The following is a 26,547-nucleotide window of genomic DNA, read 5'->3' on the forward strand; positions in this document are numbered from 1 at the left end:
GCGGTGGCGTCCTTTCCTTATCGGGGGACTGAGCTAAACCCACCGCACTGGCGGGCGTTCACTAGTGCTCACGATACAGTTTGAAATCCCAGTTTTCACATTTTCGTTTCATACAGTTATATATGCGTCTCCTGTTGGCGTTCCGCCACCTCGCCAACTGCCTAGCTGAGGAGAAGGGAGACCAACGCCCGGCGGATCCTGTGGCGGGGCGTTGGTCTGGTGCCTAGGCGAAGCGCTGGAGGAAGAGCGCTTCAGCGATGGCGATCTTTTCAATTTCGCTCGGGTCGACCGACTCATTGGCGGAGTGGATGGTGCACTGCGGCTCCTCGACGCCAAAGAGCGCGATCTCGGCATTCGGGTGCTTCTCCTGCAGCTCCACGGTCAGCGGGATGGATCCGCCCATGCCCTGGGTGATGGTCTCGGCCCCGAAAGCCTCGCCGAGGCACTCACCCAGCAGAGCCACGGCGGGCTTTGCCGGATCGGTTTCGAATCCGAGGTTGGCCTCCAGGATGGTGACCTCGATGTGTGCGCCCCACGGGACGTGCTTCTTCAGGTGCTCGGCCACGGCCTCCGCGGTAGCGCGGGGATCCATGGTGGCGGGGGTGCGCAGGTTGATGTTGGCCTCAGCGGTAGCGGGCACGGCGTTGACGGCCTCGGCCACCGGGGTGGAGGTAAAGCCGGTGACGGTAACCGCCGGGCGGGCCCAAATCATATCCGCGATGGCGGTGGCACCGGCCGGGTCCTTCGCGCCCATGACCTCGGTGCCCTCAAGCATCTGCGCGTCGGCGCGGAAGTTTTCCTCGCTGTAGGCGGTGTCCTGTCCCTCGGCCAGCGGCCAGGTGCCCTCGCAATCGACGCCGTCGATAGTCGTGCGGCCATACTCATCCGTCAGGGAATCCAGCGCGCGCATGAGCGCCTTGACAGCGTCGGGAGCCGCGCCGCCGAACTGGCCGGAGTGCACAGCCGAGTGGAGGGTGGAGACCTTGACGTTGATCTGGGAGCCACCGCGCAGGGAGGTCGTCAGCGTCGGCACACCCACCTTGGCGTTGCCGGCATCGGCGATGAGGATGGCGTCGGCAGCAAAGAGCTCCGGGCGCTCCTCGATGAGTGCGGACAGGCCCTCGCCGCCGCGTTCCTCGGAACCCTCAATAAGCACGGTGAGGTTGAGGTCGGTCCCACCGTGAGCGTCGAGTGCGCGCAGGGCCGCTAGGTGCATAGCGACGTTGCCCTTGCAGTCCGCGGCGCCGCGGCCGTACCAGCGGCCATCGCGCTCAGTCAGAGTGAAAGGATCGGAGTCCCAGGCCTCCGGGTTGCCGGCGGGCACGACATCATAGTGTGAGTAGAGCAGTACCGTCTTCGCGCCCTCCTTGCCGGGGCGCTTGGCGACGATCGCCGTGGAACCATCAGCGGTGGTGATGGCTTCGGGGGTGAAGCCGACGTCGACAAGCGCGGCGTGAACCCACTCCGCTGCCTTCGCGGTCTGCTCCTCTAGACCCGGCTCGTTGTGGACGGAATTGAAGGAGACGAGCTCCTTGAGCTGCTGGAAAATGGTATCGCGGTCGTTGCTGACAAACTCAGAAATCTTGGTCATGCCCTCCAACCTACTCGTATCCCCGAATCGGTCTATCGACAAGTAGGGAGTAATATATTCCGGGTTCTAGTAACTATTCCTTAGAAAGGACCTGACATGGCGACGACGACCGCCGAAGGTTCCCAGTCCACTCTCCGCGAGCTCACGCTGCGCGGCATTATTATCGGTGGACTCATCACTCTGATCTTTACTGCCGCCAACGTGTATCTCGGCCTCAAAGTAGGTCTGACATTTGCCACGTCCATTCCCGCCGCCGTGATTTCCATGGCGGTGCTGCGCCGCTTTGCCGGGCACAACGTCAAAGAGAACAACATTGTACAGACCATCGCCTCGGCAGCCGGTACGTTGTCCGCGATCATCTTCGTGCTCCCAGGCCTGGTGATGGTGGGCTATTGGCAGGGTTTTTCCTTCATTGATACCGCCGCGGTGTGCGCCATCGGTGGTGTGCTCGGCGTGATGTACTCCATCCCGCTCCGCCGCGCGCTGGTGACGGGGTCGGACCTGCCCTACCCGGAGGGCGTGGCCGCGGCCGAGGTCCTCAAGGTGGGCGATAGCTCCGGTGAGGACGGCGAAGCCGCCCACGAGGAGAACGCGAAGGGCCTGCGCGTCATCGTCTTTGGCGGCATCTTGTCCGCGGTTATGGCTTTGCTTGCGGCAATGAAGGCGGCTGCCTCTGAGGTGGCCACCTATTTCAAGCTGGGCTCGGGTGCGACGACGCTGGGCACCTCCCTCTCGCTGGCGCTGGTCGGCGTGGGCCACCTCGTGGGATTGGCCGTGGGTATCGCCATGCTCGTCGGCGTGGTTATTTCCTACCTCATCCTGCTGCCCATCCTCACCGGTGGTGAGGGCCTGGGAGATCCGGCCGCCATCATGGAGACCGTCGATACGGTCTTCTCCGATAGGATCCGCTTCATCGGCGTGGGCACCATGGCCATCGCGGCCGTGTGGACGCTGGTTAAGATTACGGGCCCGATTGTCAAGGGCATGGCCGAGTCCTTCGCCTCCTCCCGCAACCGCAAGGATGGCCAACACGTGGCCGTGGAGGAGCGCGATATTCCAGCGCCCTATGTCATTGGCACCATCTTGGTCCTGATGATTCCGATTGGACTTCTGCTGTGGAACTTCGTGCGTGGTACCGATATTCACGAGCACATGGGCGTGCTGATCACTGTCTCCGTGCTCTTCACCTTGCTGGTGGGCCTCGTTATCGCATCGGTGTGCGGCTACATGGCGGGCCTGATTGGTGCCTCTAACTCGCCGATTTCCTCTATTGGCATCATCGCGGTCATCGCGGCCGCGCTGCTGATTGCCGCCGTGACCCGCGGTACGGATGCGGAGCCGCTCTCGCTGGTGGCTTACACGCTGTTTACCGCGGCCATTGTCTTCGGCATTGCGACTATTTCCAATGACAACCTGCAGGACCTCAAGACTGGTCAGCTGGTTGGGGCAACGCCATGGAAGCAGCAGGTAGCGCTCATCATTGGCGTTCTCTTCGGTTCCTTGGTGATTCCGCCGATTCTGCAGGTTATGCTCACCGGCTTTGGCTTCCAGGGCATGGAGGGCGCTGGCGAGGATGCGCTGGCTGCACCGCAGGCCGCACTGATGTCCTCGGTGGCCTCCGGTATTTTTGATAACTCCCTGCCGTGGGATCTTATTGGCCTGGGCGCGGCGATTGGTGCCGTCATCATCATCGTGGACGAGTGCCTGCGCCACTTCACCGACAAGTACTCCCTGTCCCCGCTGGCCGTGGGTATGGGCATGTACCTGCCGGCGGCGATCACCATTGTGGTGCCGATCGGTGCTTTCCTGGGCTACTTCTACAACCGTTGGGCAGCACGCCAGTCCAAGCCGGACTTTGTCAAGCGCATGGGTACGTTGCTGGCTACTGGCCTCATCGTGGGTGAGTCCCTCTTTGGTGTGGTCAACGCGGGCATTATCGCGGCCTCGGCGGGCGAGTCCCCGCTGGAGATCTTCGAGGGCGGGACGGCAGCCAAGTTCATCGGCGTCATCCTCTTTGTTGGCGGTATTGCTGCGGCCTACAAGTGGACGGCGAAGAAGGCTACGTCTTAAACGCGTCAGAGACTTCGTTGTGACGGGCAGTCCGATTTAATGGGCAGTTTACTTTGATGGGCGGTGCTTATGCACCGCCCGTTCGTGTTGAACCTTGCAGTCGCGGGGGCTGAGTGCCAGAATGGTCGCTAGCACTTCCACATGGCAAGTGCCAGAAATAAACAGAGTCATCTATGTGGTTGGGGCTGGAGAACACTCGCCAGCCGTGCCGTCGCGGGCGTCCGTCATAGATCAGACGTGAGTGTCGTCCTCAACAAAGCTTAAGGAGCACAAACACATGGCAAAGATCATTGCCTTCGATGAAGAGGCACGTCGCGGCCTCGAGCGTGGTCTCAACACGCTTGCCGACGCCGTCAAGGTCACCCTCGGCCCTAAGGGCCGCAACGTCGTCCTGGAGAAGTCCTGGGGTGCCCCGACCATTACTAACGACGGTGTCTCTATCGCGCGCGAGATCGAGCTCGAGGACCCGTACGAGAAGATCGGCGCAGAGCTGGTCAAGGAAGTAGCCAAGAAGACCGACGACGTCGCCGGTGATGGCACCACCACCGCTACCGTTCTGGCACAGGCTCTCGTGCGTGAGGGCCTGCGCAACGTAGCTGCTGGTTCCAACCCGATGGGCATCAAGCGCGGCATCGAGGCCGCTACCAAGAAGGTTGTTGACTCCCTGCTCTCCTCTGCGAAGGAAGTAGAGACGCAGGAAGAGATTGCTACCACCGCAGGTATCTCCGCTGCTGACCCGGCAATCGGCGAGAAGATCGCTGAGGCTATGTACACCGTGGGCAACGGCTCCGTGAACAAGGACTCCGTCATCACCGTTGAGGAGTCCAACACCTTCGGCGTTGACCTTGAGGTCACTGAAGGTATGCGCTTCGACAAGGGCTACATCTCCGGCTACTTCGCTACCGACATGGAGCGCCAAGAGGCAGTCCTCGAGGATCCGTACATCCTGCTGGTTTCCTCCAAGATCTCCAACATCAAGGACCTCGTCCCGCTGCTGGAGAAGGTCATGCAGACCGGCAAGCCGCTGCTGATTATCGCTGAGGATGTTGAGGGCGAGGCCCTGTCCACCCTCGTGGTCAACAAGATCCGCGGCACCTTCAAGTCCGTTGCCGTGAAGGCTCCGGGCTTCGGCGACCGCCGCAAGGCCACCCTGCAGGACATGGCTATCCTCACCGGCGGCCAGGTCATCTCCGAAGAGGTTGGCCTCTCCCTGGAGACCGCTGAGATCGAGTACCTCGGCCAGGCCCGCAAGGTTGTCGTGACCAAGGATGAGACCACCATCGTTCAGGGCGCTGGCTCCCAGGAGCAGATCGACGGCCGCATCAAGCAGATCCGCGCCGAGATCGAGAACTCTGACTCCGACTACGACCGCGAGAAGCTGCAGGAGCGCCTGGCCAAGCTGGCCGGCGGCGTGGCAGTCCTCAAGGTTGGTGCCGCTACCGAGGTCGAGCTCAAGGAGCGTAAGCACCGCATCGAGGATGCTGTGCGCAACGCTAAGGCTGCCGTAGAAGAGGGCATCGTCGCCGGTGGTGGCGTGGCTCTGCTGCAGGCAGCTGAGGTTCTGGATTCCCTCTCTGACCTCACCGGTGACGAGGCTACTGGCGTCAAGATCGTGCGCGAGGCACTCTCTGCTCCGCTGAAGCAGATTGCTCAGAACGCTGGTCTGGAGCCGGGCGTTGTCGCTGACAAGGTTGCCTCCCTACCGGCTGGTCAGGGTCTCAACGCCGCTTCTGGCGAGTATGTGGACCTGATGGCTGCGGGCATCAACGACCCGGTGAAGGTCACCCGCTCCGCGCTGCAGAACGCTGCGTCCATCGCAGCCCTGTTCCTGACCACCGAGGCGGTTGTGGCTGATAAGCCGGAGCCGGCCGGTGCAGGCGCTGGCATGCCGGACGCTGACGCAATGGGCGGTATGGGCTTCTAGCCCTTAGCTTCCCAGCCTGAAGCGATTTCCCGGGTTGAGGCGTTTCGTCGCCTCAGCCCCTAGCAAATTACGAGCTCCCCACGGTTGACCGTGGGGAGCTTTCTTTGTCTCGAGACCCTATTGTGTCCTTATGCCACCCCAAATAGGGGTAATTTGGAGCGCTCCTGCGAAAAATATTTCGCGGGTTTACTTTGTAAAGCGAGCCTATGAATCGTGGTTTCGGGGGCTAACGTTACGTTCCAATGAAGAATTCCTGAGCCTTCGTTTCGGGCGCTGTCTATTTCTGCAGTTAGGCGCGTTGTTGCTGGCTGCGTTAACAAAAGGTGAATAAATAACCTGAAAAGTGAATCTGATTTTCGAAGCGCTGTGCTCAAAAAGTCACCCGCGAATCCACTTGCAATGTTTCAGTGGTGTGCCAAAATAGTTTCGTGTGACGCCCGCTGAGGGTGTCTGCAAAACCGCAAACCCCCTCCGGGCAATCTCTTGACCCGGACTTCACAAGAGGAGACCACAATGGATCTTTCTTTCATCGGCGAGCAGCTCGGTAACTTCGCTGACTTCGCATCCGGTATCAAGAACCTGTTCCAGGGCTTCGCTGGCGTCTTCGATACCATCGCTGGCGCTGTCCAGAAGGGTGACTCCTACGAGTTTGCTCCTAAGACCGAGCAGTTCGACTGGATGTCCTCCACCAAGTAAACCTTACGTGCCTTAGGGCACGTCATACATAAAACCTTTAATTTCCAAGGAGAATTACAATGGGAATCCTTTCCTCCACCGGTATCATCGGCGATATCCTCTCTGTTCTGTACAACCTGGGCGACATGGCTTCCGGCGCTTCCAAGCTGATCGGCCTGCTCTAAACAGCACGCTGCTCACGCAGAACTAAGCGTTAACCCCGCTGACCCATTTGTGGGCAGCGGGGTTTCGCATTTCTAAAATTCGCCGTCGGACGGATGCCTAGGACTGGGCCGCCGGACTGAGTTCGGCCAGCTCGGTGGCGTGGTACGTTTTCGCAAATAAGCTCCCGAAATCAGGCGGTTTCATGGGCTTGTGTGCGAAACGTACCAACGCGTACGCGCGGCAGGTACGGAACGATCATTTAAGCCCCCAAATCTTCGACTTTCGGGGGCACTAATTGTTAGAAACGTACATTCTGGGCGGATGCTGCCGCCCATCGGGCATACGGGGGTAAATCACGCGGCTACAACTTCTTTTATCGCGCCAGATGTCTGCTTCCTAGATAGAATTAAAGGTATGGCTGACATTAAAGACGACGAACTCCCCGAGATCGACCTTGCGCAGACCGACGGCTACGTCGTCGATGACTCTGATGAAGATGATCCCTCGCTGATTATGCCGGATGGCTCGCCTGTCGAGACTTGGCGCGAGAACTACCCGTACGAGGAGCGCATGACGCGCGATGAATACGAATCCATCAAGCGCGCCCTGCAGATTGAGCTGCTGAAGTGGCAGAACTGGACCAAGGAAACCGGCCAGCGCCATATTATCCTCTTCGAGGGCCGCGATGCCGCGGGTAAGGGCGGCACCATTAAGCGTTTCAACGAGCACCTCAACCCGCGTGGTGCGCGCACCGTGGCGCTGGAGAAGCCTTCCCCGCGCGAGTCCACGTCGTGGTACTTCCAGCGCTATATTCAGCACTTCCCGTCCGGCGGTGAAATCGTTTTCTTCGACCGCTCCTGGTACAACCGCTCCGGTGTGGAGCGCGTCATGGGCTTCTGCACAGAGTCCCAGCACGCAGAGTTCCTGCGCGAGGTACCGATGCTGGAGAACATGCTCCTAGGCTCGGGTATCTCCCTGACTAAGCTATGGTTCTCCGTGACTCGCAAGGAACAGCGCACTCGCTTCGCTATTCGCCAGATTGACCCCGTCCGTCAGTGGAAGCTTTCGCCCATGGACCTAGCGTCCTTGGATAAGTGGGATGATTACACCCGCGCCAAGGAGGAGCAGTTCCGCTACACCGATACGGAAGAGTCTCCGTGGATCACCATTAAATCCAACGACAAGAAGCGTGCCCGCATCAACGCGATGCGCTACGTGCTCTCCAAGTTTGAGTACACCAACAAGGACCACGAGCTCGTTGACCAGGTGGATGACAAGATTGTGAAGCGCGGCCGCGACCAGATCGGTGATTAATTAGCGTATTTCGAGGGGCAAGGGGGGCTTGGCCCCGTCCTCGAATAACACGAAAGCCCTAGCCCAACAACAAGTGGGCTAGGGCTTTGGTATTGGCCGGGTTTAGAAGAGGGCCTCAAGCTGAACGATCGGCGCGATGCGGCCGGTTTCCAGCAAGAGGGAGTACACGCCAAAGGAAGAAAGGCCAAGGCTAACGGCGCTAGCGACGGAGCCGATGATGGAGCTGATGATGGTTGCTACGGTGCCCATAGAAAAATCTCCTTGAGAGAATTAGAAAATGATGTGGGGAAAGATTAAACGTGGAAGGACTGTACGAGGTTCTCGATGGCCGGGATTTCTGCCATGTGGCCCAAGCGAGTGAGAATGTTGTAGAGGCCGAAAGAAGAGAGAAGGGTGCCGATCATTGTTGTTGAACTCCTTGCGAGTTAGAGGGGTAGTGTGAGACCGAAACCGTGGCTTGAACTTGCTTCAGTTTCATTTTCAGAATAACACCCGCTGGGTCAGCACGCAGTGCTTTTTCTGTACGTAAATGGTGTAGATGGCATAGAAACCCCCGCTTAGCGCTGCATGCGGGTGTGTACAACGAAAAGCGGGGGATACCAGTATTGAGGAGCAAACCCTCTCAGTGTTTCCAGGGCTCAATCGGGTTGCCTTGCCACTCGGAGTTGCTGGGGACTTGGTCGCCGCGCATCACCAAGGAGCCGGGGCCGACTGTTGCCACGTTGCCGATGACTGAGGCGGGCAGCGCCACCGAGTGCGAGCCCAGGGTGGCACCGGCCTTGATGGTCACGGTGTCCAGGCTCATGACGCGGTCTTGGAAGAGGTGGGTTTGCACCACGGTACCCGGTCCGACGGAGGCACCAGCGCCCACAAAGCACAGGTCGGTTTCCGGGAACCAGTAGGAATCGATCCAGGCGCCGCGGCCAATCGTCACACCCAGCGCGCGCAGGCCTTGGTTGATTTCGCCCATGCCATACGTGTGGGTGAAGAACCACGGGGCGGCGACCGCCTCCACGAAGGTGTCCTGCAGCTCGTTGAGCCACACGAAGGCGGACCACAGCGGGTGATCGCCAGCGGTCTGGGTGCGCACGCAGATCCACTTGACCGCCACGGTGATCGCCATCGCGATGGCGCCCGCCACCATGAGGATGAGGCCGCCGAGGGCCCAGGCGGCGGCGATGCCGAGGGCGTCGGCAAGCGCGTACAGCGATGCCAAGGTTCCCGCCAGCAACATGGCCGAGGTCATCGGCGCCAGCAGCCGCATGGTCTCAATCGCACCGCGCGCGGCCTTGACCCCAAAGCCCGGGTTGTAGGTGAGGGACTCGCCCTCCACGCCGTCCACGTGGGCCTCCACGCGGCGCATGCGCTCCGGCGGGGAACCCCACCAGTTGGCACCGGACTTGGTCTTCTTCGGCGTCGAGGAGAGTACGGCGACCAGCGAGTTCTTTGACAGCTTGCGGCCCGGGCCAGTGATGCCGGAGTTGCCCACGAAGGAACGCTTGCCCACCTTGGTCTCACCCGTGAGCATCCAGCCGCCACCGAGCTCATAGCCGCCGATCATGGTGTCATCCGCCAGGAAGGCGCCGTCTTTGACCTCGGTGAGCTTGGGAACCATGACGGCCGTGGAAATCTCCACGTCCTTGCCAATCGTCGCGCCCAGCGAACGTAACCACGCTGGGGTGAGCTGCGAGGCATAGATGGGGAAGAGCTGCGTGCGTGCCTCGTCCATGAGGCGCTCGATGGCCCACAGGCGCCAGCCCTTGGCGGAGCGCACCGGCGCCACACCGGGCTTGATGCCCAGCGACAGGAGGCGCACGCCCAGCCAGGTCTGCAGCATGAAGGTGGCGAATGCCGCAAGCGCGCCCAGCGGGGCGAAGAAAATAGAGCCGACGAAGGCAGAGCCCTCGGTCACCGCGATGAGGGCAACGACCACGGCTGCGCCCACGGCCAACGCCACGATGGGCTGGAGGGCCAGCAAGATAGAGGTAGCACCGTAGATGGCTACCCACCACGGGCGGCGCTTCGGAGCGTGTGAGGGGAAGCGATGCTTGGAGCGGCCCACCTTCTTCGCGGGCGAACCGGACCAACGCTGACCGTCCTTGATCTTCTTGCGCCCGGTGACGGTGGAGCCCGCCTCGACGTGGGCGTCTTTGCCCACGACGGTGCCAGGAAGCAGCGTCGAGCGCGCGCCCACGCGAGCGCCTTCCTTGACCTCAATGGCACCAACGTGCAGAACATCGCCGTCGAGCCAGTAGCCGGAGAGATCGACCTCGGGCTCAATCGCGGCGTGCTTGCCCAAGGTCAGCAGGCCTGTCACAGGCGGCAGCGAGTGCAGGTCCACTCCGCGACCCATCTTTACGCCCAGCGCACGGGCATAGTTGTTGACCCACGTGGCACCCGCGATAGAGCGCGAGCCAGAAGCATCGGCCCAGCGCTCCGCTGCCCAAATGCGTAGGTGCGTGGAGCCGCCGCGCGGGTATTCGCCAGGCTTAATACCGGCGGTAATCAGCCGCGCGCCGAAACCACCGATGGGGATGCGGCCGATGGGGGTAACAAAGATGACGAGGAGAAGGATGACCAGCCACCATGGCGTGGTCATGGCCCACTCCACGCCCAGCAGGTTCGCCAGGTTGGAGCCCAGCAGCAGCCAGGCCAGCCACGTCGTGGCGGCCAGCGTCATCACGGGGATCTGGATGAGTGTTTGCGCGATGCGCGTGCCGGCGCCGACGGGTTTTACCTCGCGTGCGGGCCCGGCGTCCTCGACGGACTCGGCACCGGAAAGCTGCTCCGCCAGGGAGCCCAGGCGCGGGTGGTCGTAGAGGTCACGCACGGCCACGGTGGGGAAGCGCTCGCGGATGCGGCCGACCAGGGTCGCCGCGGCCAGCGAGGTGCCGCCGAGAGAGAAGAAGTCAGCGTTGACGTCCTCGACGGAAACACCCAGGGTGTCCACCCACAGCTCCGCCAACCACTGCTCGGTGGGGTTGAGGCCGTCTGCCTCGACGCCCACGCCGGGCAGCGGCCACGGCAGGGCTTTCTTGTCCACCTTGCCGGAGGTGCGAATCGGCAGCTCCTCCATGACGCAGATGCGCGGGACGAGCGCTGCCGGCATGGATTCCGCCAGGCGGGCATGCGCGGCTTCGTGGTCGAATCCGGCATCCGGGTCATCCAGGGAGACATAGCCGACGAGTACGGACTCGCCGCCCGGTGTCTTCTGTACGGCCACGGCGGAGTTGTACACGTTCGGCAACGCGGCGACGTTAGCTTCCACCTCACCGAGCTCGATGCGGCGGCCGCCAATCTTGACCTGGTCATCGACGCGGCCCACAAAGTACAGGCCGTCCTCTTCCAAGCGCACGTGGTCACCGGTGCGGTAGGCGCGCTCCCAGCCCATCGATTCCAGCGGCGCGTACTTCTCCGCATCCTTCACCGGGTCCAGGTAAGCAGCCAGGCCCACACCACCGATGACGAGTTCGCCTATCTCACCGATGTTTACGGGAACGCCGTGCTTGTCGACGACCACCAGATCCCAGCCCTTCAGCGGCAGCCCGATCGATACGGGCTTGCCCGGCAGCATACGCTGCGCGCAGGCCACGACGGTGGCCTCAGTGGGACCGTAGGTATTCCACATCTCGCGGTCCTCGGTGGCCAGGCGGTCCGTGAGCTCTTGGGAGCAGGCCTCGCCGCCAACAATGAGGAGGCGGATATTGTCCAAGGCCTCCGCGGGCCACAGGCCGGCCAAGGTCGGCACGGTGGAGACCACCGTGATGTCGCGGCGGATGAGCCAGGGGCCCAAGTCCATGCCGGAACGCACCAGGGAGCGCGGGGCAGGAACCAGGCAGGCGCCGTGACCCCAGGCCAGCCACATTTCCTCGCAGGAGGCGTCAAAGGCTACGGATAGGCCGGCGAGGACGCGGTCGTCCGGGCCGAGCGGGCCATGCGGGTTATCGGCTAGGAAGAGGGCTGCCTCCGCATCCACGAAGGCGGCCGCGGAGCGGTGGCTGACGGCCACGCCCTTGGGCTTGCCCGTGGAACCGGAGGTGAAGATGATCCACGCGGTGTCTTCGGGGCGCGGCTCCTCGAAGGGGGCGGTGTCGTCACCGTCCTTTTCGTCGAGCGTGGGGCGCGCCGCCCCACCTTCCCGCAGCATGCGGAAACCTTCGTCGGTGAAGACACCGTCGATGTTAGCCTCGCCGAAGACCATCTCGGCGCGCTCATCGGGGTCGTCGGCGTCGACAGGAACATACGCCGCACCGGCAGCAAGCGTGGACAAGATGGCAAGGTAGAGCTCGCGCTTGCCCGAGGTCATGCGGACGCCGATGCGGTCGCCGCGGCGCACACCGCTGGCGTGGAGTTCGGTGGCCCAAGCGGAGACGTCGGCAAGCAGCTCGGCGTAGGTGAGGATCTCACCGTCGTCCAGCGCCGCGGCCTCGGGGTAGTGCTCGGCGGTGGTTTGAACGATATCCCAGAGGGTGCGCGCGGGTGCGGCCTCGGAGCCTAGGAGGTAGTGCGCGGGAACCTTGGGCGTTGCTGGGTTCTCGGGCTTGTCCGCCTGGAGGGCGTGGCGGCCCCCAGTACTGGGAAGATTATCGGGCTCCGTCATTTAAGCATCACTGCCTTCAGCATCAGCAGGCGCGTCCGCCGCGATGATGGCGGTGGCCAGCTTACGCAGGTGCTTGAGCTGCTTGTTGGTAGATTCGTCGAGGGCTTCGTCCTCGGCTTTCGCTACCAAAACGGCAAGCTCCTTATGGGCCTTCACGCCTTTCTTGGTGGAGGCAATGATTTGGCGGCGGCGGTCCTTGGAGTCACGCTCACGCTTGACCCAGTTGCGAGACTCCAGGGAATCCAGCAAACGCACCATGTCGGAGGCGTCAATGGCCAAGGTTTCTGACAGCGCGGACTGGGAGGATGCGGCCTCCGCAACCAGGCAGGTGAGAACCCAGTACTCGCGCAGGGTGGTGCGCTTCGTTTGCAATGCGGCCTCGACGCCTTCGCGGGTGCGGCGGCGGAGGCGCTCCAGCTGGAAGGAGGGGGACTCTAGGAGTGAAGTGGGAATCGATACGGAGTTAAAGGTAGGCATGCCGACGATACTACGCGCCTACCGTAGCAAACTTAAATCATGGGTTATGGCCCATTAGTTTCAGGCTGAGGCTAGCTTCTGCACAATAAGTGTGTTGAGAGAAACGCCTTCCCGTTCTGCTTCGATGGTCAGGTCTCGGTGAAGTGACTGAGGTATGCGGAGGTTGAACTTTCCCGAGTAGCTTCGCTGTCCGAATGGTTCCGGGATGTGTTCATTGTTGCGTTGCATATCTTCTAGGGTTTCTTCGACGATGCTGCGCAGCTCGGACTCAGCGGTGGCTGCAGAGGCGTCGAGCCATGACAGGGAGGGGAACTCTAGGACGGTGGCAACGAACTCTCCATCCTCTTCGGACCACGCGGTTTGGTAGGTGTATTTGTCTGCGAGGTTCATGAAGTGCCTATTTGTGAGGATCTTTTGTATCTTGGATACCACACTTGAATGGTACCGTAAATGGTACCACTACTGAGTGGGGTAAACCATGGGGCGACCTTGGGCCTTCCACGCGTCCGTGCCGCCGTCGACGTTGATGACGTCCCAGCCTTTCGCGTGCTCGAGGTACTGGCAGACCTGCATGCTGCGCCCGCCCAGGTGGCAGATGACGTAGATATCGCGGTCTGGGTCAATCTCGTCGAGGCGCTCAACCAGGTCACCCATCGGGATGTGGGTGGCGCCTTGAGCGTGCTCGGTGTTCCATTCGTGGTCCTCGCGGACGTCGATAAGCTGGGCGTTCTCGGGTACTTCAGTGGGTTGTACGTTCTGCATGCGCACCAGCTTACGGGGTTTTCTTGCGGGACTGGTGGGGGCACTTTACTGTGAGGAGTACGGGGTGGGGTAATCAATCGGAGGGGCTAAATGGAGGAGATTGTCGGCCGCGCAGGCTCAGCAGCAGCGGCCAAAGGTGAGGCGATCAAAATTACGCGGGGGCTGTATTTACCGCGTGAGCCAACGGCATACGAGCTAGCGCAGGTGCTCAGCCGGCATTGGCCAGACAGTGCGTTGGACGGATATTCCGCAGCGATGGTGCTTCTTGAGCGGAAGCCTGGCTTTCCACTGCAGATCATTCGCGAAAAAGGCTTAGAGGATACGCGCTTTTATGTCGGTCGCCGTGCCCGCCCAAAGGGGGTATTCCCCTATGACGGGATAAACGTCTGCAATCCACTGCAAGCGGTGGAGGCCATAGAAGAAAAGCATGCGGTGAAGTTCTTAGAAACGTTTTTGTCTGGCAGGGACGCGGAAAAACGGCTGAAGTTGCTCTCCATGGACTTTCGGCGGTTCCCACAACACACTCGGCGGGTGTTAGAGAAAGCAGTCATCGGTGCGGATAGTGTGCCCGAGCGAGCTCTTACTCGTGCATTGGAGCCCTTCTTTAAAGTGCTCAACAACGCGAAAATTGGTCCCTATCGGTGGGATCTCCTTCTAGAAGAACACAAGATTGCCATAGAGGTCGACGGCTACGCTTATCACCGCGGGGAAAACCGCCGGCAGTTCGAGCTTGACCGCCAAAAGTTGAATGATGTGGTGCATCGCGGCTACACGCCGCTCCACTTCACCGCGACCACGATTGAGCATCATTTGGACAAGGTGGTGGAGCAGGTGCGCGGGGTGGCACAAGGGACGAAACGGTATCTGGACCCGCCGTGGATGTGGCACCGGTTCTTTGTGTGAGTGTGCGAGGGGTGATGTCGTTCACGGTAAATAAGGCCGAAAAATCGCGGCGCGAAAAATTGGGCCTTATTTACCGTGAACGTAGTCAAGATAATGTGCTCGAGGAGCGAAATCATACAGCTGCTACCCGTGTGGAGTATTGGGTCAAAACGGCAGCGGCCGGTTTAGCGGTGCGCGGAGAGGTACTCCAGAATCGCTTTGACGCGGCGGTTGTCCTCGCTGGGGTCCAACCGCAGCTTGGTGAAGATATTGGAGACGTGCTTGGCCACGGCGGCGGAAGAAAGGACGAGCTCGGCGGCGATGTCCTTGTTGGATTTGCCGCGCGACATCAATTCGAGGACCTCGCGCTCGCGCGGGGTGAGCTCGCCCAAGCCGCTGCGCCCAGAACTCATTAAAGCCTGCGCCACGGTGGGGTCGATGACGGTGCCACCCTGGGCCACCACATCCAAGCTGGAGAGGAAGTCCCGCACTTCGGAGACGCGGTCTTTCAGAAGGTAGCCGGTGCCGGCATCGGGGGAGTCGAAGAGCTCCACCGCGTATGCCGGGGCCACATACTGGGAGAGCACCATGACGGGTAAACCCGGGTATGCGTTTCTTAAGTTCACTGCGGCTTTCAAGCCATCATCGCCCATGCCCGGCGGCATGCGCACGTCCGTGATGACGATGTCCGGAAGCTCATCGCGCAGCTTGTCCACCACCGCCTCGAGCGCCGGCGCGGAGTCCGCCTGGCCCACAATAGAATGCCCGCGGCGCTCCAGGAGGCCGGCTAGGCCCTCGCGCAGAATGGCGGAATCATCCGCTACCACGATTCTCAAACTCATTTCTTACACTCCTGACTGTCCGCGATCGAGAAGAAGAGGAATCGAGCATGCCAGCCTCGTCGGCCCGCCCGGGGGAGAGCTCAGCGTCATCTCCCCACCGAAAGCGGCGAGGCGCTCGGCCATCCCTGCTAAGCCGTGCCCCGGTTTCACCTGCGCACCACCCGGCCCCTCATCCACCACGGTGATCTTTAAGGAGGCATCCGCGGTCACTAAAACGGAGACCGGCGCGCCGGGCGCGTGCTTCGCTGCGTTGGTTAAAGCTTCAGTGCCGAAGAAGTAGCCGCAGGCCAGCACGGAAGCGGAGAGCTTAGGAAGAGGATGCGGAGCGTAGACGCTGACGTGGGGGCCGTGGGAGGAGGAGACGTCGGCAAGCGCGGCCACCAGGCCGTGATCCTGCAGTACCTGTGGGTGGATACCGTGCACCGTGGCACGCAGCGAATGCAGGCCGCGGTCCACGTCCTGCTTGGCGGCGGTGAGGAGCTCGGCGAGGGGTGCGGGAGCATCAAGAAGTGCCTCTCCCAACTTCATGCTCGCGGCCACGAGGTACTGCTGCGCGCCGTCGTGCAAGTCACGCTCGATGCGGGCGCGCTCCACCTCGTAGGCGTCCGCGATGGCGCGGCGCGAGGCGGTCAGCTGCGCGATCTTCTCCGCTTGCTGCTGCTCATGGTTGGTGGGCTGGGGCTTTCTTCGGAACACAGGCCCAGCATAGTGGTCCGCCCCTGCGGCAGGGGTAGTGCTGGCACTACCTTAAAGAGCAACGCTAGGGCTGTTCTTTAAGCGGGCCTGAGACGGTGAAATGAGAGACATGGCACAAACACTTTCCCTGACAGACATCACCAAGGATTTCGGCGGCGGCCCGGTGCTCGCCGGAATTTCCCTCGACATTGAACCGGGCGAGCTCGTGGCGGTCATGGGGCCATCCGGCTCCGGTAAGTCGACGCTGCTGCACTGCATGTCCGGCGTGCTGACCCCCACGCACGGCAGCGTGCGCTACGGAGATGAGGAGCTCTCCGCGCTTGGCGACGGCCCCCGCTCCCGCCTCCGCCTGCGCAACTTCGGCTTCGTCTTCCAGGATGGCCAGCTCCTGCCGGAGCTGAGCAACGTGGATAACGTGGCACTGCCCGCGATGCTCAACGGTGCTTCGCGCGGTGCTGCACGCAAGCGCGCGATGGAGCTGCTGGACCAGCTGGGATTAGGTGGTCTGGCGGAGCGCCGCCCAGCGCAGGTTTCCGGCGGTCAGGCGCAGCGCGTGACTATTGCGCGGGCGCTGGTTGCCAATCCGGGCGTCGTTTTCGCCGACGAGCCGACTGGTGCGCTGGACCAGTCCACCGGCCACGAGGTCATGCAGATGCTCACCACCATCGTGCGCCAGTCGGGTGCCAGCCTGGTCATGGTCACGCACGACCCGAAGGTGGCCGACTGGATGCAGCGCCGCGTGGAGATTCGCGATGGCATCATCCACGATGACCGCCGCCTCGAGGTGATTCGATGAACACCGCGACTTTGGTCTTTGACCTGCAGCGCGAATCCATTCGCGCGCGCTCGGGCACCGGAATCGTCTCCGTGTTGGCGATTGCGAGCCTGACCGTAGGTTCTGCCATCGCCTTCCTCGTTGCGGGCGGTACGTGGATGTTTTGGGAACGCGCTCAGCACGTGGAGGAGGCGGCACCGGCCTTGAAAGAGGCCTTCGGAAACGAGATGGAGGCCTTCCTTTACCCGTGGTTTGCCCTGGCTCTGCTGGCCTGCGCCTTCATTCTTCCGGCGCTGTTTAACCTCACAGCCCAAGCCGCCGTCCTCGGAGCCTCCGGCCGAGAGCAGCGCCTGGCCACCCTGCGCCTTCTAGGGTTGAGCTCCCGCCAGGTGGAGCGCATGGCCATCGTGGAGACGGGCCTGCAAGCCATCATCGGTATCGTGCTGGGCGGGCTGATCAGCCTGCTCATCGCGCCGGTCTTTACGCAGGTGGACTTCCAGATGCGTTCTATTGCTGTATCCGAGATTCTCCTCCCGTGGTGGGGTTATCTGGCCGTGGCCGGTGTGCTCTTTGTATTGGCCATCGGTGCGGCACTCGTCGGCATGCAGCGCGTGCGCGTGAGCCCCCTGGGTGTGGCCAAGCGCCAGATGCCCGCGGCCTATCGCTGGTGGCGCGTCATCGTCTTCCTCATCATCGCGGGCATCGGTGGTGTGTTGCTCTCCGGGAAGGCGGGCCCGCCGACCGCCATGGTCATCGTCGTCATGTTTGGCATGGTGATGAGCATCAACCTCATTTCCCCTTTTATCTTGCAGCTCGGCGCACACATCATGTCTCTCTTTCCTGGCACCGCGCACTTCGTGGCCTGCCAGCGAGTGGCGGGCAATGCGCGCCCGGCATGGAAGCGGAGTGCGGCCATCGCGTTCTTCGGCTACTTGGCGGGCTTCCTCGTTGCCGCCCCCTTGGGCTCTGATGCCTTGGCCATGGTTCTCAAAGAGGACCCGGGGATGAACGTGGTGTTCAAGGACATCTCCACTGGCGTGCTGCTCACCCTCATCTTCGGCTTCACGCTGACCACCATGTCCATCATTCTGGGGCAGGTCTCCGGCATCTTTGAGGACAAGGAGCTCATCCGCTCCCTGGATCTCATGGGCGTGCCGCGCGGCTTCCAGTTCCGTTCCGGTGTTCTGACCATCATGGGGCCCGTGGTGGGATTAAGCTTCTTCGGCTTCCTTTTCGGCGGTGGGATCGCCTCGCTGATGTTCTTCTCTAGCGTCGAGCAAAGTGATGTCGATGTTCTTGGCCGTCTGCTCATGGCCTTCGGATTCCTAGCCGTGGGCTGGCTGGTCACGCTTGTGGCCATTGTCCTTGCGGAACCCCTGCGCGGCTACGTGCTGCGCACGGGAGGAAGGAAAGAATGAAAACTGTACTGAAAATCTTCGGTGGACTTTTTCTTGTTGCCCTCATCGCCGTGGTCGCGGCCGTGTATTTCTTCGGCCCCTCCTATGGCGGGGCGCTGCTGGGCAAGCCCTACTTCCTTTTCAATGCCAGCGAGAAGCGCATCAACACCGCGATGGTGGATACCGCAGCGCTCTCCGGAATCTATGGCGAAAGTGAGGAATTCCAGCGCGCCCGCGAGGCCTTCAAGGAGGACCCCACGAACGCCGAGCTCCTCGATGCCGCCATCAACGCGGCCGGTGGCAAGCACTCCAAGGTCTTTAGCACCGAAAAGGAAAAGGCCGCCGAAAACATCGAGCCTTCGGTCTCCTTCGAGGACGGCGTCCTGCGCGCGACCGTGCCCTCCATCGGCCGCCACGATGACGGCCAGGCTTATGCCGACACGCTTGCTCAGGGTCTGACCGCCCACCCGGAGGCCTGCGCTGCCGTGGTGGATCTGCGGGGCAATGACGGCGGCGACATGGGGCCGATGTATGCGGGCTTAAGCCCCCTGCTACCGGAAGGCACCGCGCTCTCCTTCGTCAGCCGAATGGGCACAACTGACGTGGTCATCGACGGAAACTCCGTGACCGGCGGTGGTACGCCCACCACCACGTCGGGCGGCAAGCTCGACGTCCCCGTCGCCGTGCTGACCGACGGTGAGACCGCCTCCTCCGCCGAAGCCACCCTCTTGGCCTTCCGCGGGCTGGACAACGTACGCACCTTCGGTGAGCCGACTGCCGGCTACGCCTCCGCCAACGTGGTCCTGGATTATCCTGATGGCCGCTCGCTCATGCTCACCACTGCCAAGGACAAGGCGCGCACCGGAGAGGAATTCGCCGAAGATCCCATCGCGCCCGATGCTCCCGAATCCCAGCTCGACGGCTGGCTCGCCTCCCAATGCGGCTCCTAAGTACGTTGCGGCCATCGAGCCGCAACGTTAGCCTGCCCAACGTTCGCCTTCCCACCGCCAGTAGTGATGCCACTTCCACGGTGGAGGAACCAGCTCGCCTCGCCCTTTGATGACCGCGAGAACCTGGTGAACCGCGACGTCAAGGTGATGCTCGATCGTGGCGGCTGTGAAGTGGAGGGGCCGGTAGCCGCGCTGGATGGCGTCGTTAAGCTTCTGGCGGTCGATCTCGAAACGCTGCCGGTTCTCGCCTTTGTGGTAGGCATAGCCGTCCACCTCGATGGCGACCTTGTGTTCCTCTAGCACCAAGTCCCAGCGGTAGGGGCCAATCCGCACGTTGTTGCGGACCTTGACGTGCGGCTCGAGGCCCCTGGTCAGGTCGCGCTCCGGCTTGCTATCCGCCCCGACGATGGCCTTCTCCAGTACCTCACGCGTGTGCTTGGGCAGGCGGCGAAAGTCCAACTGCTCGGTCTCGATGCGCGAACGCCCATGCGGCCCAGCAAAGAAGGCCTCGATGAAGGCCACGGCATCTTCCTGCGCCATCGCCTCAATGCATTGCAGCGGGCTGCACACGTTCACCCCATTCATGCTGCCCAGCGCCTTGGGCCGCGCCCGCCTGCTGTGAAAGAACGTGCTCGATGGGAGAGTGGAGTCGCGAATAAACTCGAGCGGGAATTGAAGGGGCTGTTCTAAGTACCGGCGCGCGGCGGAATAGCCGTCAAGCGCTAAGTCAGGCCATTCACGTGACATGATTTGTGCTAGCTGAAGCGGTGTGGGCTCCTCTGAGAGGTAAAAACCATTCGCAATCTTGATGGCTCCCTTGCGCCGAGCCCCGCGGGAGACATCGCGTCCCCGATAAATCTCAATCAATGTTCCCCCCGGAACGAAAAAGGTACGTTTTCGCAAATAGTGGCGAAAAACTGGTAGGTTTTCAGCCCTTATTTACCAAAACGTACCTGATTGTGCGATTGCTGACGCACGGAAGCGGCGGCTTACTTGAAGCGAGCCTTCGCTTCCTCGAGGATCTTCTCTGCCTCAGCCTTGTCTCCCCAGCCGGAGCCGGTAACTTCCTTGTTCGGCTCCAGGTCCTTGTAGCGGGTGAAGAAGTGCTCGATCTCGTCCTTGATGTGCTGCTCTACATCGTTGATGTCCTGGTAGCGCTCCCAGCGCGGGTCATCGACGACGGCGAGCAGCTTGTCGTCGCCGCCGGCCTCGTCGGTCATCTTGAACACGCCGAGGACGCGAGCCTCAACGACAACGCCGGGGAAGACCGGTTCCGGGAGGATGACCAGCGCGTCCAACGGGTCGCCGTCCTCACCCAGGGTGTGGTCGATGAAGCCGTAGTCAGCCGGGTAGGCCATCGGGGTGAACAGGTAACGGTCGAGGTGGACCTTGCCGGTCTCGTGATCGATCTCGTACTTGTTGCGGGAGCCCTTTGGGATCTCGATGGTTACTTCAACGCTCACGGCTGAATCCTCCATAACTAATAGGTTGGCATGTGCTCCGCTTAGTCTACCGCGCTAGTCTAAAGGGCGATGAAAGCTAAGCATGTCTGGTGGAGTACTGCGGCCCTCGTCACGGCGGGAGCCGTCGCGGCGACGGCCGCCTTGGGCGTAGAAATCCAGCGCACCTACGATCACCTGGACCACGGCCAGCCCTACAAGCAGGAAGAACCCACAACACTGGTCCAGCCCGTCGAGCCCGGCGATATTGACGCCGCCGCGCTCAAAGCCAGGTTGGATGAGCTGGGCAAGGACAAGGCTCTAGCCACCTTCGGCGGGCAGATCATCGACACCACCACCCAGGACGTGCTGTGGGAGCGCGAGCCCGCAAAGCCGCTGACCCCGGCCTCCGCCACCAAGGTCCTCACCCTCGCCGCAGCGACGCTCAAGCTCGACGAAGAAGAGCGCCTCACCACCGAAGTGGTCGCAGGTGAGCACGAGGGCGAGATCGTTATCAAGGCCGCCGGCGATGTCTGGCTGACGGACGAGCGCCTCGATGAGCTGGCGGAACAGATTCAGCAGAAGATGGATACCGTCACGCGGGTCTCCATCGACACGTCCATCTGGGCCGGGCCCGACCAGGCACCGGGCTGGGATGATGACAATATTGACGGCGGTTTCGTCGCCCCCATCCAGCCGGCCATGCTCTACGGTGGGCGCATTGGGGAGAAGACCGGCGACGTTCCGCGCTCCCACGAGCCGGCCCTCGACGTCGCCCGCGCGTTGGCCTCCCGCCTGGGAACCGACAAGGCGGACACGAGCTCAGCGCCCGAGAACACCGAGGTCATCGCAGCTACAGAATCTGAGCCGTTGGCTTTGCGCGCCCAGGAAGCGGTGAAGGATTCCGATAACGTCATGGCGGAGGCCATCGCCCGCGAGCTGGCCGTCAGCCAGGGCGCGGAAGCAAGTTTCGAGGGCGCCACGAAAACCATGCTCGACGTGCTTAAAGGCCACGGCATCGACATCAGCGGCATCGCCCTCAAAGACGGTTCCGGCCTGTCCCGCGATAACCGCATCCCCGCCGACGTACTCGCCCACATCATGGACCAGGCCGTAGCCACCGAGGAGCTGCGCCCGCTGTTGGGCTACCTGCCTCTCGCCGGCGGTGAGGGCACGCTCTACCAGCGCTACCCCGATTCGCCGGCCCGCGGGTACGTTCGCGCCAAAACCGGCACCCTCACGGGAACCTCCGCGCTGACCGGCACCGCCCAGGGCCAGTCGGGTCGCGTGTACGCCTTCGCCTTCTTAGTCAACGACGGCGAAGTCACCTCCGCCCGCCAAGCCCAAGATGCTCTCGCCGCTGCCCTCCATGACTTCTAAGAAACCTTTTTGGCCGCGCAGAAGCCCCAACTTTTTGGCGTGCCGCGTCGCCGCCCGCGCCGTGGTCGGTGAGCAGCCACGCGCCATCGCCGTGGGCTTGTCCGGCGGGGCCGATTCCTTGGCGCTGACCGCCGCTCTCGTGGCCGAAGGACACGAGGTGACAGCGCTCTGCGTCGACCACGGCTTACAGGAAGGCTCGGCCGCGCAGGCGCGCCGGGCTGCCGAGCAGGCCCGCGCCTTGGGGGCGGGGGCGGAGGTGTTGCGGGTGGACGTCGGCAAGCAAGGCTCCGTGGAGGCCGAAGCCCGCGCCGCCCGGTACCGTGCCTTCGCGCCCTGGGGTGAGGTGGCGGTGGCGCATACCGCTGATGACCAGGCCGAAACCCTGCTGCTGGGTGCCCTGCGGGGGAAGGTCGCGGGCATGCGCGAGCGCTCCGAGGTGGAGGGCGTGCGCGTTGTGCGCCCCCTGCTGAGCGTGCGCCGCGCCCAGACCGAGGCCGCCTGCGCGGAGCTGGGGCTGGAGGTCTGGCAGGACCCCCAGAACCAGGACCGAGCCTTCCGCCGCGTGGCCCTGCGCCGCGAGATCCTCCCGCGGCTGCAGGAGATCGTGGGCGGTGACCCCGTCCCGGCCTTAGCCCAGGCAGCCCACGACGCCGCGCTTGACGACGTCCTCCTCAGCACCCACCCCACCACCGACTGCGCCGAGCTGGCCGTTCTCCCAGAACCGAAGCGCCGCCGGGCGATCGCCGCGTGGCTGCGCGTGGAAGGAGTGGAGGTTACGCGCGAGGCAGTGCGCGGCATCGATGCCCTGTGCACGCAGTGGCATGGCCAAGGCCCCGTCGCCGTCCGTGGGGAAAAGAAAGGTACAAGGTTGGAAGTCGCACGCGTTGGTGGCAAACTGTCACTATTGCCTCGGTCAGCAAAGGAGCGCTCACGTGCACGATAACCATGATTTAGCCGTCCCCGCCCATCCTTATGGAGAGGACATCAAAAACGTTCTCATCACCGAAGACGATCTTCAGGCGCGCATCCAAGAGATGGCGGATCGCGTGTCCAAGAAATACAGCAATGCCGACGATGACCTCATCTTGGTCTGCGTGCTCAAGGGCGCGGTCTTCTTCCTGACGGATTTCGCCCGCAAGCTGGCTATCCCGTCCCAGCTGGAGTTCATGGCGGTCTCCTCTTACGGCAACTCGGCCTCCTCCTCGGGGGTTGTGCGCATTCTGAAGGACTTGGACCGCGATATCGAGGGCCGCGATGTGGTCATCGTGGAGGACATCATTGATTCCGGCCTGACTTTGTCGTGGCTTATCCGTAACCTGCAGGGCCGCCAGCCACGATCCCTTGAAGTGGTCACCCTGTTGCGCAAGCCAGAGGTGGTTAAGGCAGAGCTTGACCTGTTCGATGTAGGCTTCGATATCCCCAACGAGTTTGTCGTGGGGTATGGCCTGGATTTTGCCGAGCGCTACCGTGACCTGCCCTATGTAGGTACGCTGCATCCGGCGGTCTACAGCAACGATTAATCTTTATTCTTGTCCGGCGCTTTAAGCCGCAATTGTGCAAGGTAGTTAATGAAAAACAAGAACATCATCCGCTACGGCTCCATCGCGGGCCTGGTTCTCATCCTGCTGTACGCATTCACGTTCTTTACCAACGATGCCCGCAGCTTCAAGCAGGTGGACACTTCGGTGGCCATGGAGCAGCTGACCTCCAAGAACGTCGAGGAAGCGCAGATCGACGACCGCGAGCAGCAACTGCGCCTCAAGCTCAAGAAGCCGGTGACGGTGGAAGAGCAGGAGGGCATCGAGGAGGTCATTGCCAAGTACCCGGCACGCGCCTCCGAGCAGGTCTTTAACGCGGTCAAGGACTCCGGTGCTGAGAAGTACCAAACGAAGGTCACGCAGGATTCCTTCATCGGCTCGATGATTAGCTTCCTGTTGCCGATGCTGCTGCTCTTCGCGCTGTTGTTCTGGATGATGTCGCGCATGCAGCAGGGCGCTGGCGGCATGTTTGGCATTGGCGGCTCCAAGGCCAAGGAGCTGACCAAGGATATGCCGACCAACACCTTCGCGGATGTGGCCGGTGCGGACGAGGCCGTGGATGAGCTGCAGGAAATCAAGGACTTCCTCGATGATCCGGAGCGCTACCACGCCCTCGGCGCGAAGATCCCGCGCGGCGTACTTCTCTACGGCCCGCCGGGCACCGGTAAGACCTTGCTGGCCCGTGCCGTGGCGGGCGAGGCCGGTGTGCCCTTCTACTCCATTTCTGGCTCCGACTTCGTGGAGATGTTCGTCGGCGTCGGTGCCTCCCGCGTGCGCGACCTGTTCAAGCAGGCGAAGGAAAATAGCCCGTGCATCATCTTCGTTGATGAGATTGATGCCGTGGGCCGCCAGCGCGGCTCCGGTACCGGCGGTGGACACGATGAGCGCGAGCAGACCCTCAACCAGCTGCTCGTGGAGATGGACGGCTTCGGTGACCGCGAGGGTGTTATCCTCATCGCGGCCACCAACCGTCCCGACATCCTGGACCCGGCGCTGCTGCGCCCGGGCCGCTTCGACCGCCAAATCCCGGTCACCAACCCGGACCTGGCCGGCCGCGAGCAGATTCTGCGCGTGCATGCCAAGGACAAGCCGCTGGCCAAGGAAGTCGACGTGGCTCAGTTGGCCAAGCGCACCGCCGGCATGTCCGGCGCGGACCTGGCCAACGTGCTCAACGAGGCCGCCCTGCTCACCGCCCGCATCGGCGGCAACGTCATTACCTATGATGCGCTGGAAGAGGCTACCGACCGCGTCGTCGGCGGCCCGCGCCGCCAGGGCAAGATCATTTCCGAGCATGAAAAGAAGGTCACCGCCTACCACGAGGGCGGTCATACCTTGGCCGCCTGGGCGCTCAAGGACATTGAGCGCGTCTACAAGGTCACCATCCTGGCCCGCGGCCGCACCGGCGGCCACGCCATGACCGCGCAGGAAGATGACAAGGGCATGTATACCCGCGATGAGCTCTTCGCGCGCCTCGTCTTCGCCATGGGTGGCCGTGCCGCTGAGGAGCTGGTCTTCGGCGCACCGACCACCGGTGCTTCCTCCGATATCGAGCACGCCACCAAGATTGCGCGGTCCATGCTTACTGAGTACGGCTTCTCGCCGGATCTAGGCACCGTCAAGTACGGCAAGGAGCAGGGCGATCCCTTCAGCCAGATGGGTGGCGGCGGGACCATCGACTACTCCGATGCCATTGCCGCCAAGATTGATGAGCAGATGGCTTACCTCTTGGACCGCGCGCACCAGCAGGCCTATGACATCCTGTCCGAGCACCGCGACTACCTGGATAAGCTCGCCGAGATGCTCCTGGAGAAGGAAACCCTGCGCCGCCCGGACCTCGAGGGCATCTTCGAGGGCATCGAGCCGCGCGAGGCTTTCGACGTTTTCCCGAACGAGGACGCTCGCTTCCCGCGCCAGGCCGGCCGCGAGCCGGTAAAGACCCCGGTCGAGCTTGCCCAGGAGCGCGGCGAGGAGCTGCCGAAGCGCATGACGCTTCTCGACGCCTCCCGTGCCGCCCGCGAGCGCCGCCACGCGGAGCTCGAACGCGCGAAGGAAAACGGTGACGAGGCCGCCGCCGCGACATCGGAGGCATCGGTCGAGGAGATTGGCTTCAGCTTCGGCCAGCACGCGGGTGACTACGTGGATCCGGAGAAGGGCAATACCTTCTTCGGCGAGTCCGATATCACCGAGCCCACCGGTCGCGAGCTCAGCGCAGACGAAGCGGTCAGCGATGGGGCGCAGGAAGAAACTGTTGCCCCAGAACAGGCTGGCCCCAGCCACGAGGACACCCAAGAGATTCCGCGTGTGCCGGATGCCGCCGCATCGCAGCCAGAATCCCAGCCCCAACCAGAACACCAGCCGCAGCCACGCGAACCGGAACGCCGCGGCCGCCACGCCAAGCCGGAGGAGCACGCCTGGGGCGCTCCCGGCTGGGGAGAACATGAACACCGCAACAACCCGTACAAGGATGGCGACACCAATGAGCGATAACATCCCGGCGCAGCGCGACTTCGACCACGAGCGCGCCGAAGCAGCCATCCGCGAGCTGCTCATCGCAGTGGGCGAGGACCCCGACCGCGAGGGCCTGCGCGAGACCCCGGCCCGCGTGGCCCGCGCCTATGCCGAGGTCTTCGCAGGTCTCCACCAGGACCCGACCGAGGTCCTGCACAAGACCTTTGCCGAGGAGCACCAAGAGCTCGTCCTCGTGCGCGATATCCCCATCTATTCCACCTGCGAGCACCACCTCGTGCCCTTCTACGGCACGGCGCACATCGGCTATATCCCTGGCTCCGACGGCCACGTCACCGGCCTGTCCAAGCTGGCTCGCCTGGCGGACATGTACGCAAAGCGCCCGCAGGTCCAGGAGCGCCTCACCAGCCAGATCGCCGATGCGCTGGTGGAGGTCCTCCACGCGCAGTCCGTCATCGTCGTCATCGAGTGCGAGCACCTGTGCATGGCCATGCGCGGTATCCGCAAGCCGGGGGCGACCACGACGACATCCGCGGTGCGCGGCGGATTCAAGAAGAATGCGGCCTCCCGCGCGGAGGTCATGAGCCTGATTAGGAGCTAGCAG

24 protein-coding genes are annotated in these 26,547 nt (G+C 62.6%); 14 read left to right on the plus strand and 10 right to left on the minus strand.

The genetic code is table 11. The annotated features are described in order from the left end of the window. Window positions 1-223: 223 nt before the first annotated feature. The gene (locus ABZS45_RS12110; protein WP_412100046.1) at window positions 224-1,591 is read right to left on the minus strand and encodes a dipeptidase; all 1,368 of its coding nucleotides are present in this window, start codon (window positions 1,589-1,591) and stop codon (window positions 224-226) included. Window positions 1,592-1,687: 96 nt separating this feature from the next. On the opposite strand from ABZS45_RS12110, the gene ABZS45_RS12115 reads away from it, so the two are divergent. From ABZS45_RS12115 to ppk2, 5 genes are all read left to right on the plus strand, one after another. Continuing rightward, on the plus strand, window positions 1,688-3,661 hold the full coding sequence (locus ABZS45_RS12115) for an OPT family oligopeptide transporter (protein WP_412100047.1): 1,974 nt from the start codon (window positions 1,688-1,690) through the stop codon (window positions 3,659-3,661). Between the two features lie 277 nt (window positions 3,662-3,938). Then, window positions 3,939-5,585 (plus strand): chaperonin GroEL, encoded by a 1,647-nt coding sequence (groL, locus tag ABZS45_RS12120; protein WP_070445838.1) that lies wholly within the window; start codon window positions 3,939-3,941, stop codon window positions 5,583-5,585. A 513-nt stretch (window positions 5,586-6,098) separates the two neighbouring features. Continuing rightward, the gene (locus tag ABZS45_RS12125) at window positions 6,099-6,281 is read left to right on the plus strand and encodes a PorH family porin (protein WP_412100048.1); all 183 of its coding nucleotides are present in this window, start codon (window positions 6,099-6,101) and stop codon (window positions 6,279-6,281) included. A gap of 59 nt (window positions 6,282-6,340) precedes the next feature. Further along, window positions 6,341-6,445, plus strand: a complete 105-nt coding sequence (locus ABZS45_RS12130; RefSeq protein WP_412100049.1) for a porin — start codon at window positions 6,341-6,343, stop codon at window positions 6,443-6,445. 394 nt (window positions 6,446-6,839) lie between these two features. Beyond that, entirely contained in the window at window positions 6,840-7,739 is a 900-nt protein-coding gene (gene ppk2, locus ABZS45_RS12135; protein WP_010188788.1) for a polyphosphate kinase 2, read from the plus strand. Between the two features lie 102 nt (window positions 7,740-7,841). On the opposite strand, the gene ABZS45_RS12140 is transcribed toward ppk2, so the two are convergent. From ABZS45_RS12140 to ABZS45_RS12160, 5 genes are all read right to left on the minus strand, one after another. Further along, a complete protein-coding gene (locus tag ABZS45_RS12140; protein ID WP_412100050.1) occupies window positions 7,842-7,988 on the minus strand; it encodes a hypothetical protein in 147 nt (48 codons plus the stop codon). Window positions 7,989-8,361: 373 nt separating this feature from the next. Further along, on the minus strand, window positions 8,362-12,339 hold the full coding sequence (locus tag ABZS45_RS12145; RefSeq protein ID WP_412100051.1) for a Pls/PosA family non-ribosomal peptide synthetase: 3,978 nt from the start codon (window positions 12,337-12,339) through the stop codon (window positions 8,362-8,364). Continuing rightward, window positions 12,340-12,816, minus strand: coding sequence for a MarR family winged helix-turn-helix transcriptional regulator (locus ABZS45_RS12150; RefSeq protein ID WP_412100052.1), 477 nt, complete (start codon window positions 12,814-12,816; stop codon window positions 12,340-12,342). 60 nt (window positions 12,817-12,876) lie between these two features. Continuing rightward, window positions 12,877-13,206 carry a type II toxin-antitoxin system HicB family antitoxin gene (locus tag ABZS45_RS12155; protein ID WP_412100053.1) on the minus strand — a complete coding sequence of 110 codons (330 nt, stop codon included), beginning with the start codon at window positions 13,204-13,206 and terminating at the stop codon, window positions 12,877-12,879. Window positions 13,207-13,275: 69 nt separating this feature from the next. Beyond that, window positions 13,276-13,578, minus strand: coding sequence for a rhodanese-like domain-containing protein (locus ABZS45_RS12160; protein WP_412100054.1), 303 nt, complete (start codon window positions 13,576-13,578; stop codon window positions 13,276-13,278). Between the two features lie 90 nt (window positions 13,579-13,668). On the opposite strand from ABZS45_RS12160, the gene ABZS45_RS12165 reads away from it, so the two are divergent. Then, entirely contained in the window at window positions 13,669-14,481 is an 813-nt protein-coding gene (locus ABZS45_RS12165; RefSeq protein ID WP_412100055.1) for an endonuclease domain-containing protein, read from the plus strand. Window positions 14,482-14,645: 164 nt separating this feature from the next. Here the strand turns inward: ABZS45_RS12165 and ABZS45_RS12170 are convergent, their stop codons facing one another. Then, entirely contained in the window at window positions 14,646-15,302 is a 657-nt protein-coding gene (locus tag ABZS45_RS12170; protein WP_012715319.1) for a LuxR C-terminal-related transcriptional regulator, read from the minus strand. 3 nt (window positions 15,303-15,305) lie between these two features. Further along, window positions 15,306-15,998: a sensor histidine kinase gene (locus tag ABZS45_RS12175; protein ID WP_412100056.1), complete on the minus strand. Its 693-nt coding sequence runs from the start codon at window positions 15,996-15,998 to the stop codon at window positions 15,306-15,308. A gap of 109 nt (window positions 15,999-16,107) precedes the next feature. Here ABZS45_RS12175 and ABZS45_RS12180 point away from each other — a divergent pair, with 109 nt between their 5' ends. From ABZS45_RS12180 to ABZS45_RS12190, 3 genes are read left to right on the plus strand one after another with little or no spacing between them, the layout of a single operon-like run. Then, window positions 16,108-16,794, plus strand: coding sequence for an ABC transporter ATP-binding protein (locus tag ABZS45_RS12180; protein ID WP_412100057.1), 687 nt, complete (start codon window positions 16,108-16,110; stop codon window positions 16,792-16,794). Continuing rightward, complete coding sequence (locus ABZS45_RS12185; RefSeq protein WP_412100058.1) at window positions 16,791-18,191, plus strand: FtsX-like permease family protein; 1,401 nt, start codon at window positions 16,791-16,793, stop codon at window positions 18,189-18,191. Before ABZS45_RS12180 ends, ABZS45_RS12185 begins: the two co-directional genes overlap by 4 nt. Next, a complete protein-coding gene (locus tag ABZS45_RS12190; protein WP_412100059.1) occupies window positions 18,188-19,120 on the plus strand; it encodes a S41 family peptidase in 933 nt (310 codons plus the stop codon). Before ABZS45_RS12185 ends, ABZS45_RS12190 begins: the two co-directional genes overlap by 4 nt. Before the next feature lie 27 nt (window positions 19,121-19,147). On the opposite strand, the gene ABZS45_RS12195 is transcribed toward ABZS45_RS12190, so the two are convergent. Both ABZS45_RS12195 and ABZS45_RS12200 read right to left on the minus strand, forming a co-directional pair. Beyond that, entirely contained in the window at window positions 19,148-19,705 is a 558-nt protein-coding gene (locus tag ABZS45_RS12195) for an endonuclease domain-containing protein (RefSeq protein WP_412100060.1), read from the minus strand. A 404-nt stretch (window positions 19,706-20,109) separates the two neighbouring features. Further along, window positions 20,110-20,583: an inorganic diphosphatase gene (locus ABZS45_RS12200; protein WP_010188812.1), complete on the minus strand. Its 474-nt coding sequence runs from the start codon at window positions 20,581-20,583 to the stop codon at window positions 20,110-20,112. 69 nt (window positions 20,584-20,652) lie between these two features. Between ABZS45_RS12200 and dacB the strand changes: the two genes are divergently transcribed. The 5 genes from dacB to folE are packed head-to-tail and all read left to right on the plus strand — an operon-like array spanning window position 20,653 to window position 26,544. Further along, window positions 20,653-21,939 (plus strand): D-alanyl-D-alanine carboxypeptidase/D-alanyl-D-alanine-endopeptidase, encoded by a 1,287-nt coding sequence (gene dacB, locus ABZS45_RS12205; RefSeq protein ID WP_412100062.1) that lies wholly within the window; start codon window positions 20,653-20,655, stop codon window positions 21,937-21,939. Next, on the plus strand, window positions 21,929-22,882 hold the full coding sequence (tilS, locus tag ABZS45_RS12210) for a tRNA lysidine(34) synthetase TilS (protein WP_412100063.1): 954 nt from the start codon (window positions 21,929-21,931) through the stop codon (window positions 22,880-22,882). The genes dacB and tilS overlap by 11 nt, the downstream gene beginning before the upstream one ends. After that, entirely contained in the window at window positions 22,872-23,459 is a 588-nt protein-coding gene (hpt, locus tag ABZS45_RS12215) for a hypoxanthine phosphoribosyltransferase (protein ID WP_049154711.1), read from the plus strand. The genes tilS and hpt overlap by 11 nt, the downstream gene beginning before the upstream one ends. Before the next feature lie 48 nt (window positions 23,460-23,507). Continuing rightward, a complete protein-coding gene (gene ftsH, locus ABZS45_RS12220) occupies window positions 23,508-25,964 on the plus strand; it encodes an ATP-dependent zinc metalloprotease FtsH (protein WP_070511120.1) in 2,457 nt (818 codons plus the stop codon). Continuing rightward, entirely contained in the window at window positions 25,954-26,544 is a 591-nt protein-coding gene (gene folE, locus ABZS45_RS12225) for a GTP cyclohydrolase I FolE (protein ID WP_046647199.1), read from the plus strand. Before ftsH ends, folE begins: the two co-directional genes overlap by 11 nt. The last annotated feature ends 3 nt before the right edge of the window (window positions 26,545-26,547 follow it).

The sequence above is a fragment of the Corynebacterium aurimucosum genome (assembly GCF_046895345.1).
Lineage (GTDB): Bacteria > Actinomycetota > Actinomycetes > Mycobacteriales > Mycobacteriaceae > Corynebacterium > Corynebacterium aurimucosum_G.

Excerpts from the sequence above, each read along its gene's own strand:
- ABZS45_RS12115 (WP_412100047.1), top strand. The coding sequence starts at position 1,688 with ATGGCGACGACGACCGCCGAAGGTTCCCAGTCCACTCTCCGCGAGCTC.
- ABZS45_RS12180 (WP_412100057.1), top strand. The coding sequence starts at position 16,108 with ATGGCACAAACACTTTCCCTGACAGACATCACCAAGGATTTCGGCGGC.
- ABZS45_RS12110 (WP_412100046.1), bottom strand. The coding sequence starts at position 1,591 with ATGACCAAGATTTCTGAGTTTGTCAGCAACGACCGCGATACCATTTTC.
- ABZS45_RS12125 (WP_412100048.1), top strand. The coding sequence starts at position 6,099 with ATGGATCTTTCTTTCATCGGCGAGCAGCTCGGTAACTTCGCTGACTTC.
- ABZS45_RS12160 (WP_412100054.1), bottom strand. The coding sequence starts at position 13,578 with ATGCAGAACGTACAACCCACTGAAGTACCCGAGAACGCCCAGCTTATC.
- ABZS45_RS12190 (WP_412100059.1), top strand. The coding sequence starts at position 18,188 with ATGAAAACTGTACTGAAAATCTTCGGTGGACTTTTTCTTGTTGCCCTC.
- tilS (WP_412100063.1), top strand. The coding sequence starts at position 21,929 with ATGACTTCTAAGAAACCTTTTTGGCCGCGCAGAAGCCCCAACTTTTTG.
- ftsH (WP_070511120.1), top strand. The coding sequence starts at position 23,508 with ATGAAAAACAAGAACATCATCCGCTACGGCTCCATCGCGGGCCTGGTT.
- ABZS45_RS12165 (WP_412100055.1), top strand. The coding sequence starts at position 13,669 with ATGGAGGAGATTGTCGGCCGCGCAGGCTCAGCAGCAGCGGCCAAAGGT.
- ABZS45_RS12195 (WP_412100060.1), bottom strand. The coding sequence starts at position 19,705 with ATGAATGGGGTGAACGTGTGCAGCCCGCTGCAATGCATTGAGGCGATG.
- ABZS45_RS12140 (WP_412100050.1), bottom strand. The coding sequence starts at position 7,988 with ATGGGCACCGTAGCAACCATCATCAGCTCCATCATCGGCTCCGTCGCT.
- ABZS45_RS12130 (WP_412100049.1), top strand. The coding sequence starts at position 6,341 with ATGGGAATCCTTTCCTCCACCGGTATCATCGGCGATATCCTCTCTGTT.
- ABZS45_RS12155 (WP_412100053.1), bottom strand. The coding sequence starts at position 13,206 with ATGAACCTCGCAGACAAATACACCTACCAAACCGCGTGGTCCGAAGAG.
- ABZS45_RS12150 (WP_412100052.1), bottom strand. The coding sequence starts at position 12,816 with ATGCCTACCTTTAACTCCGTATCGATTCCCACTTCACTCCTAGAGTCC.
- groL (WP_070445838.1), top strand. The coding sequence starts at position 3,939 with ATGGCAAAGATCATTGCCTTCGATGAAGAGGCACGTCGCGGCCTCGAG.
- ABZS45_RS12185 (WP_412100058.1), top strand. The coding sequence starts at position 16,791 with ATGAACACCGCGACTTTGGTCTTTGACCTGCAGCGCGAATCCATTCGC.
- ABZS45_RS12145 (WP_412100051.1), bottom strand. The coding sequence starts at position 12,339 with ATGACGGAGCCCGATAATCTTCCCAGTACTGGGGGCCGCCACGCCCTC.
- ppk2 (WP_010188788.1), top strand. The coding sequence starts at position 6,840 with ATGGCTGACATTAAAGACGACGAACTCCCCGAGATCGACCTTGCGCAG.
- ABZS45_RS12170 (WP_012715319.1), bottom strand. The coding sequence starts at position 15,302 with ATGAGTTTGAGAATCGTGGTAGCGGATGATTCCGCCATTCTGCGCGAG.
- dacB (WP_412100062.1), top strand. The coding sequence starts at position 20,653 with ATGAAAGCTAAGCATGTCTGGTGGAGTACTGCGGCCCTCGTCACGGCG.
- folE (WP_046647199.1), top strand. The coding sequence starts at position 25,954 with ATGAGCGATAACATCCCGGCGCAGCGCGACTTCGACCACGAGCGCGCC.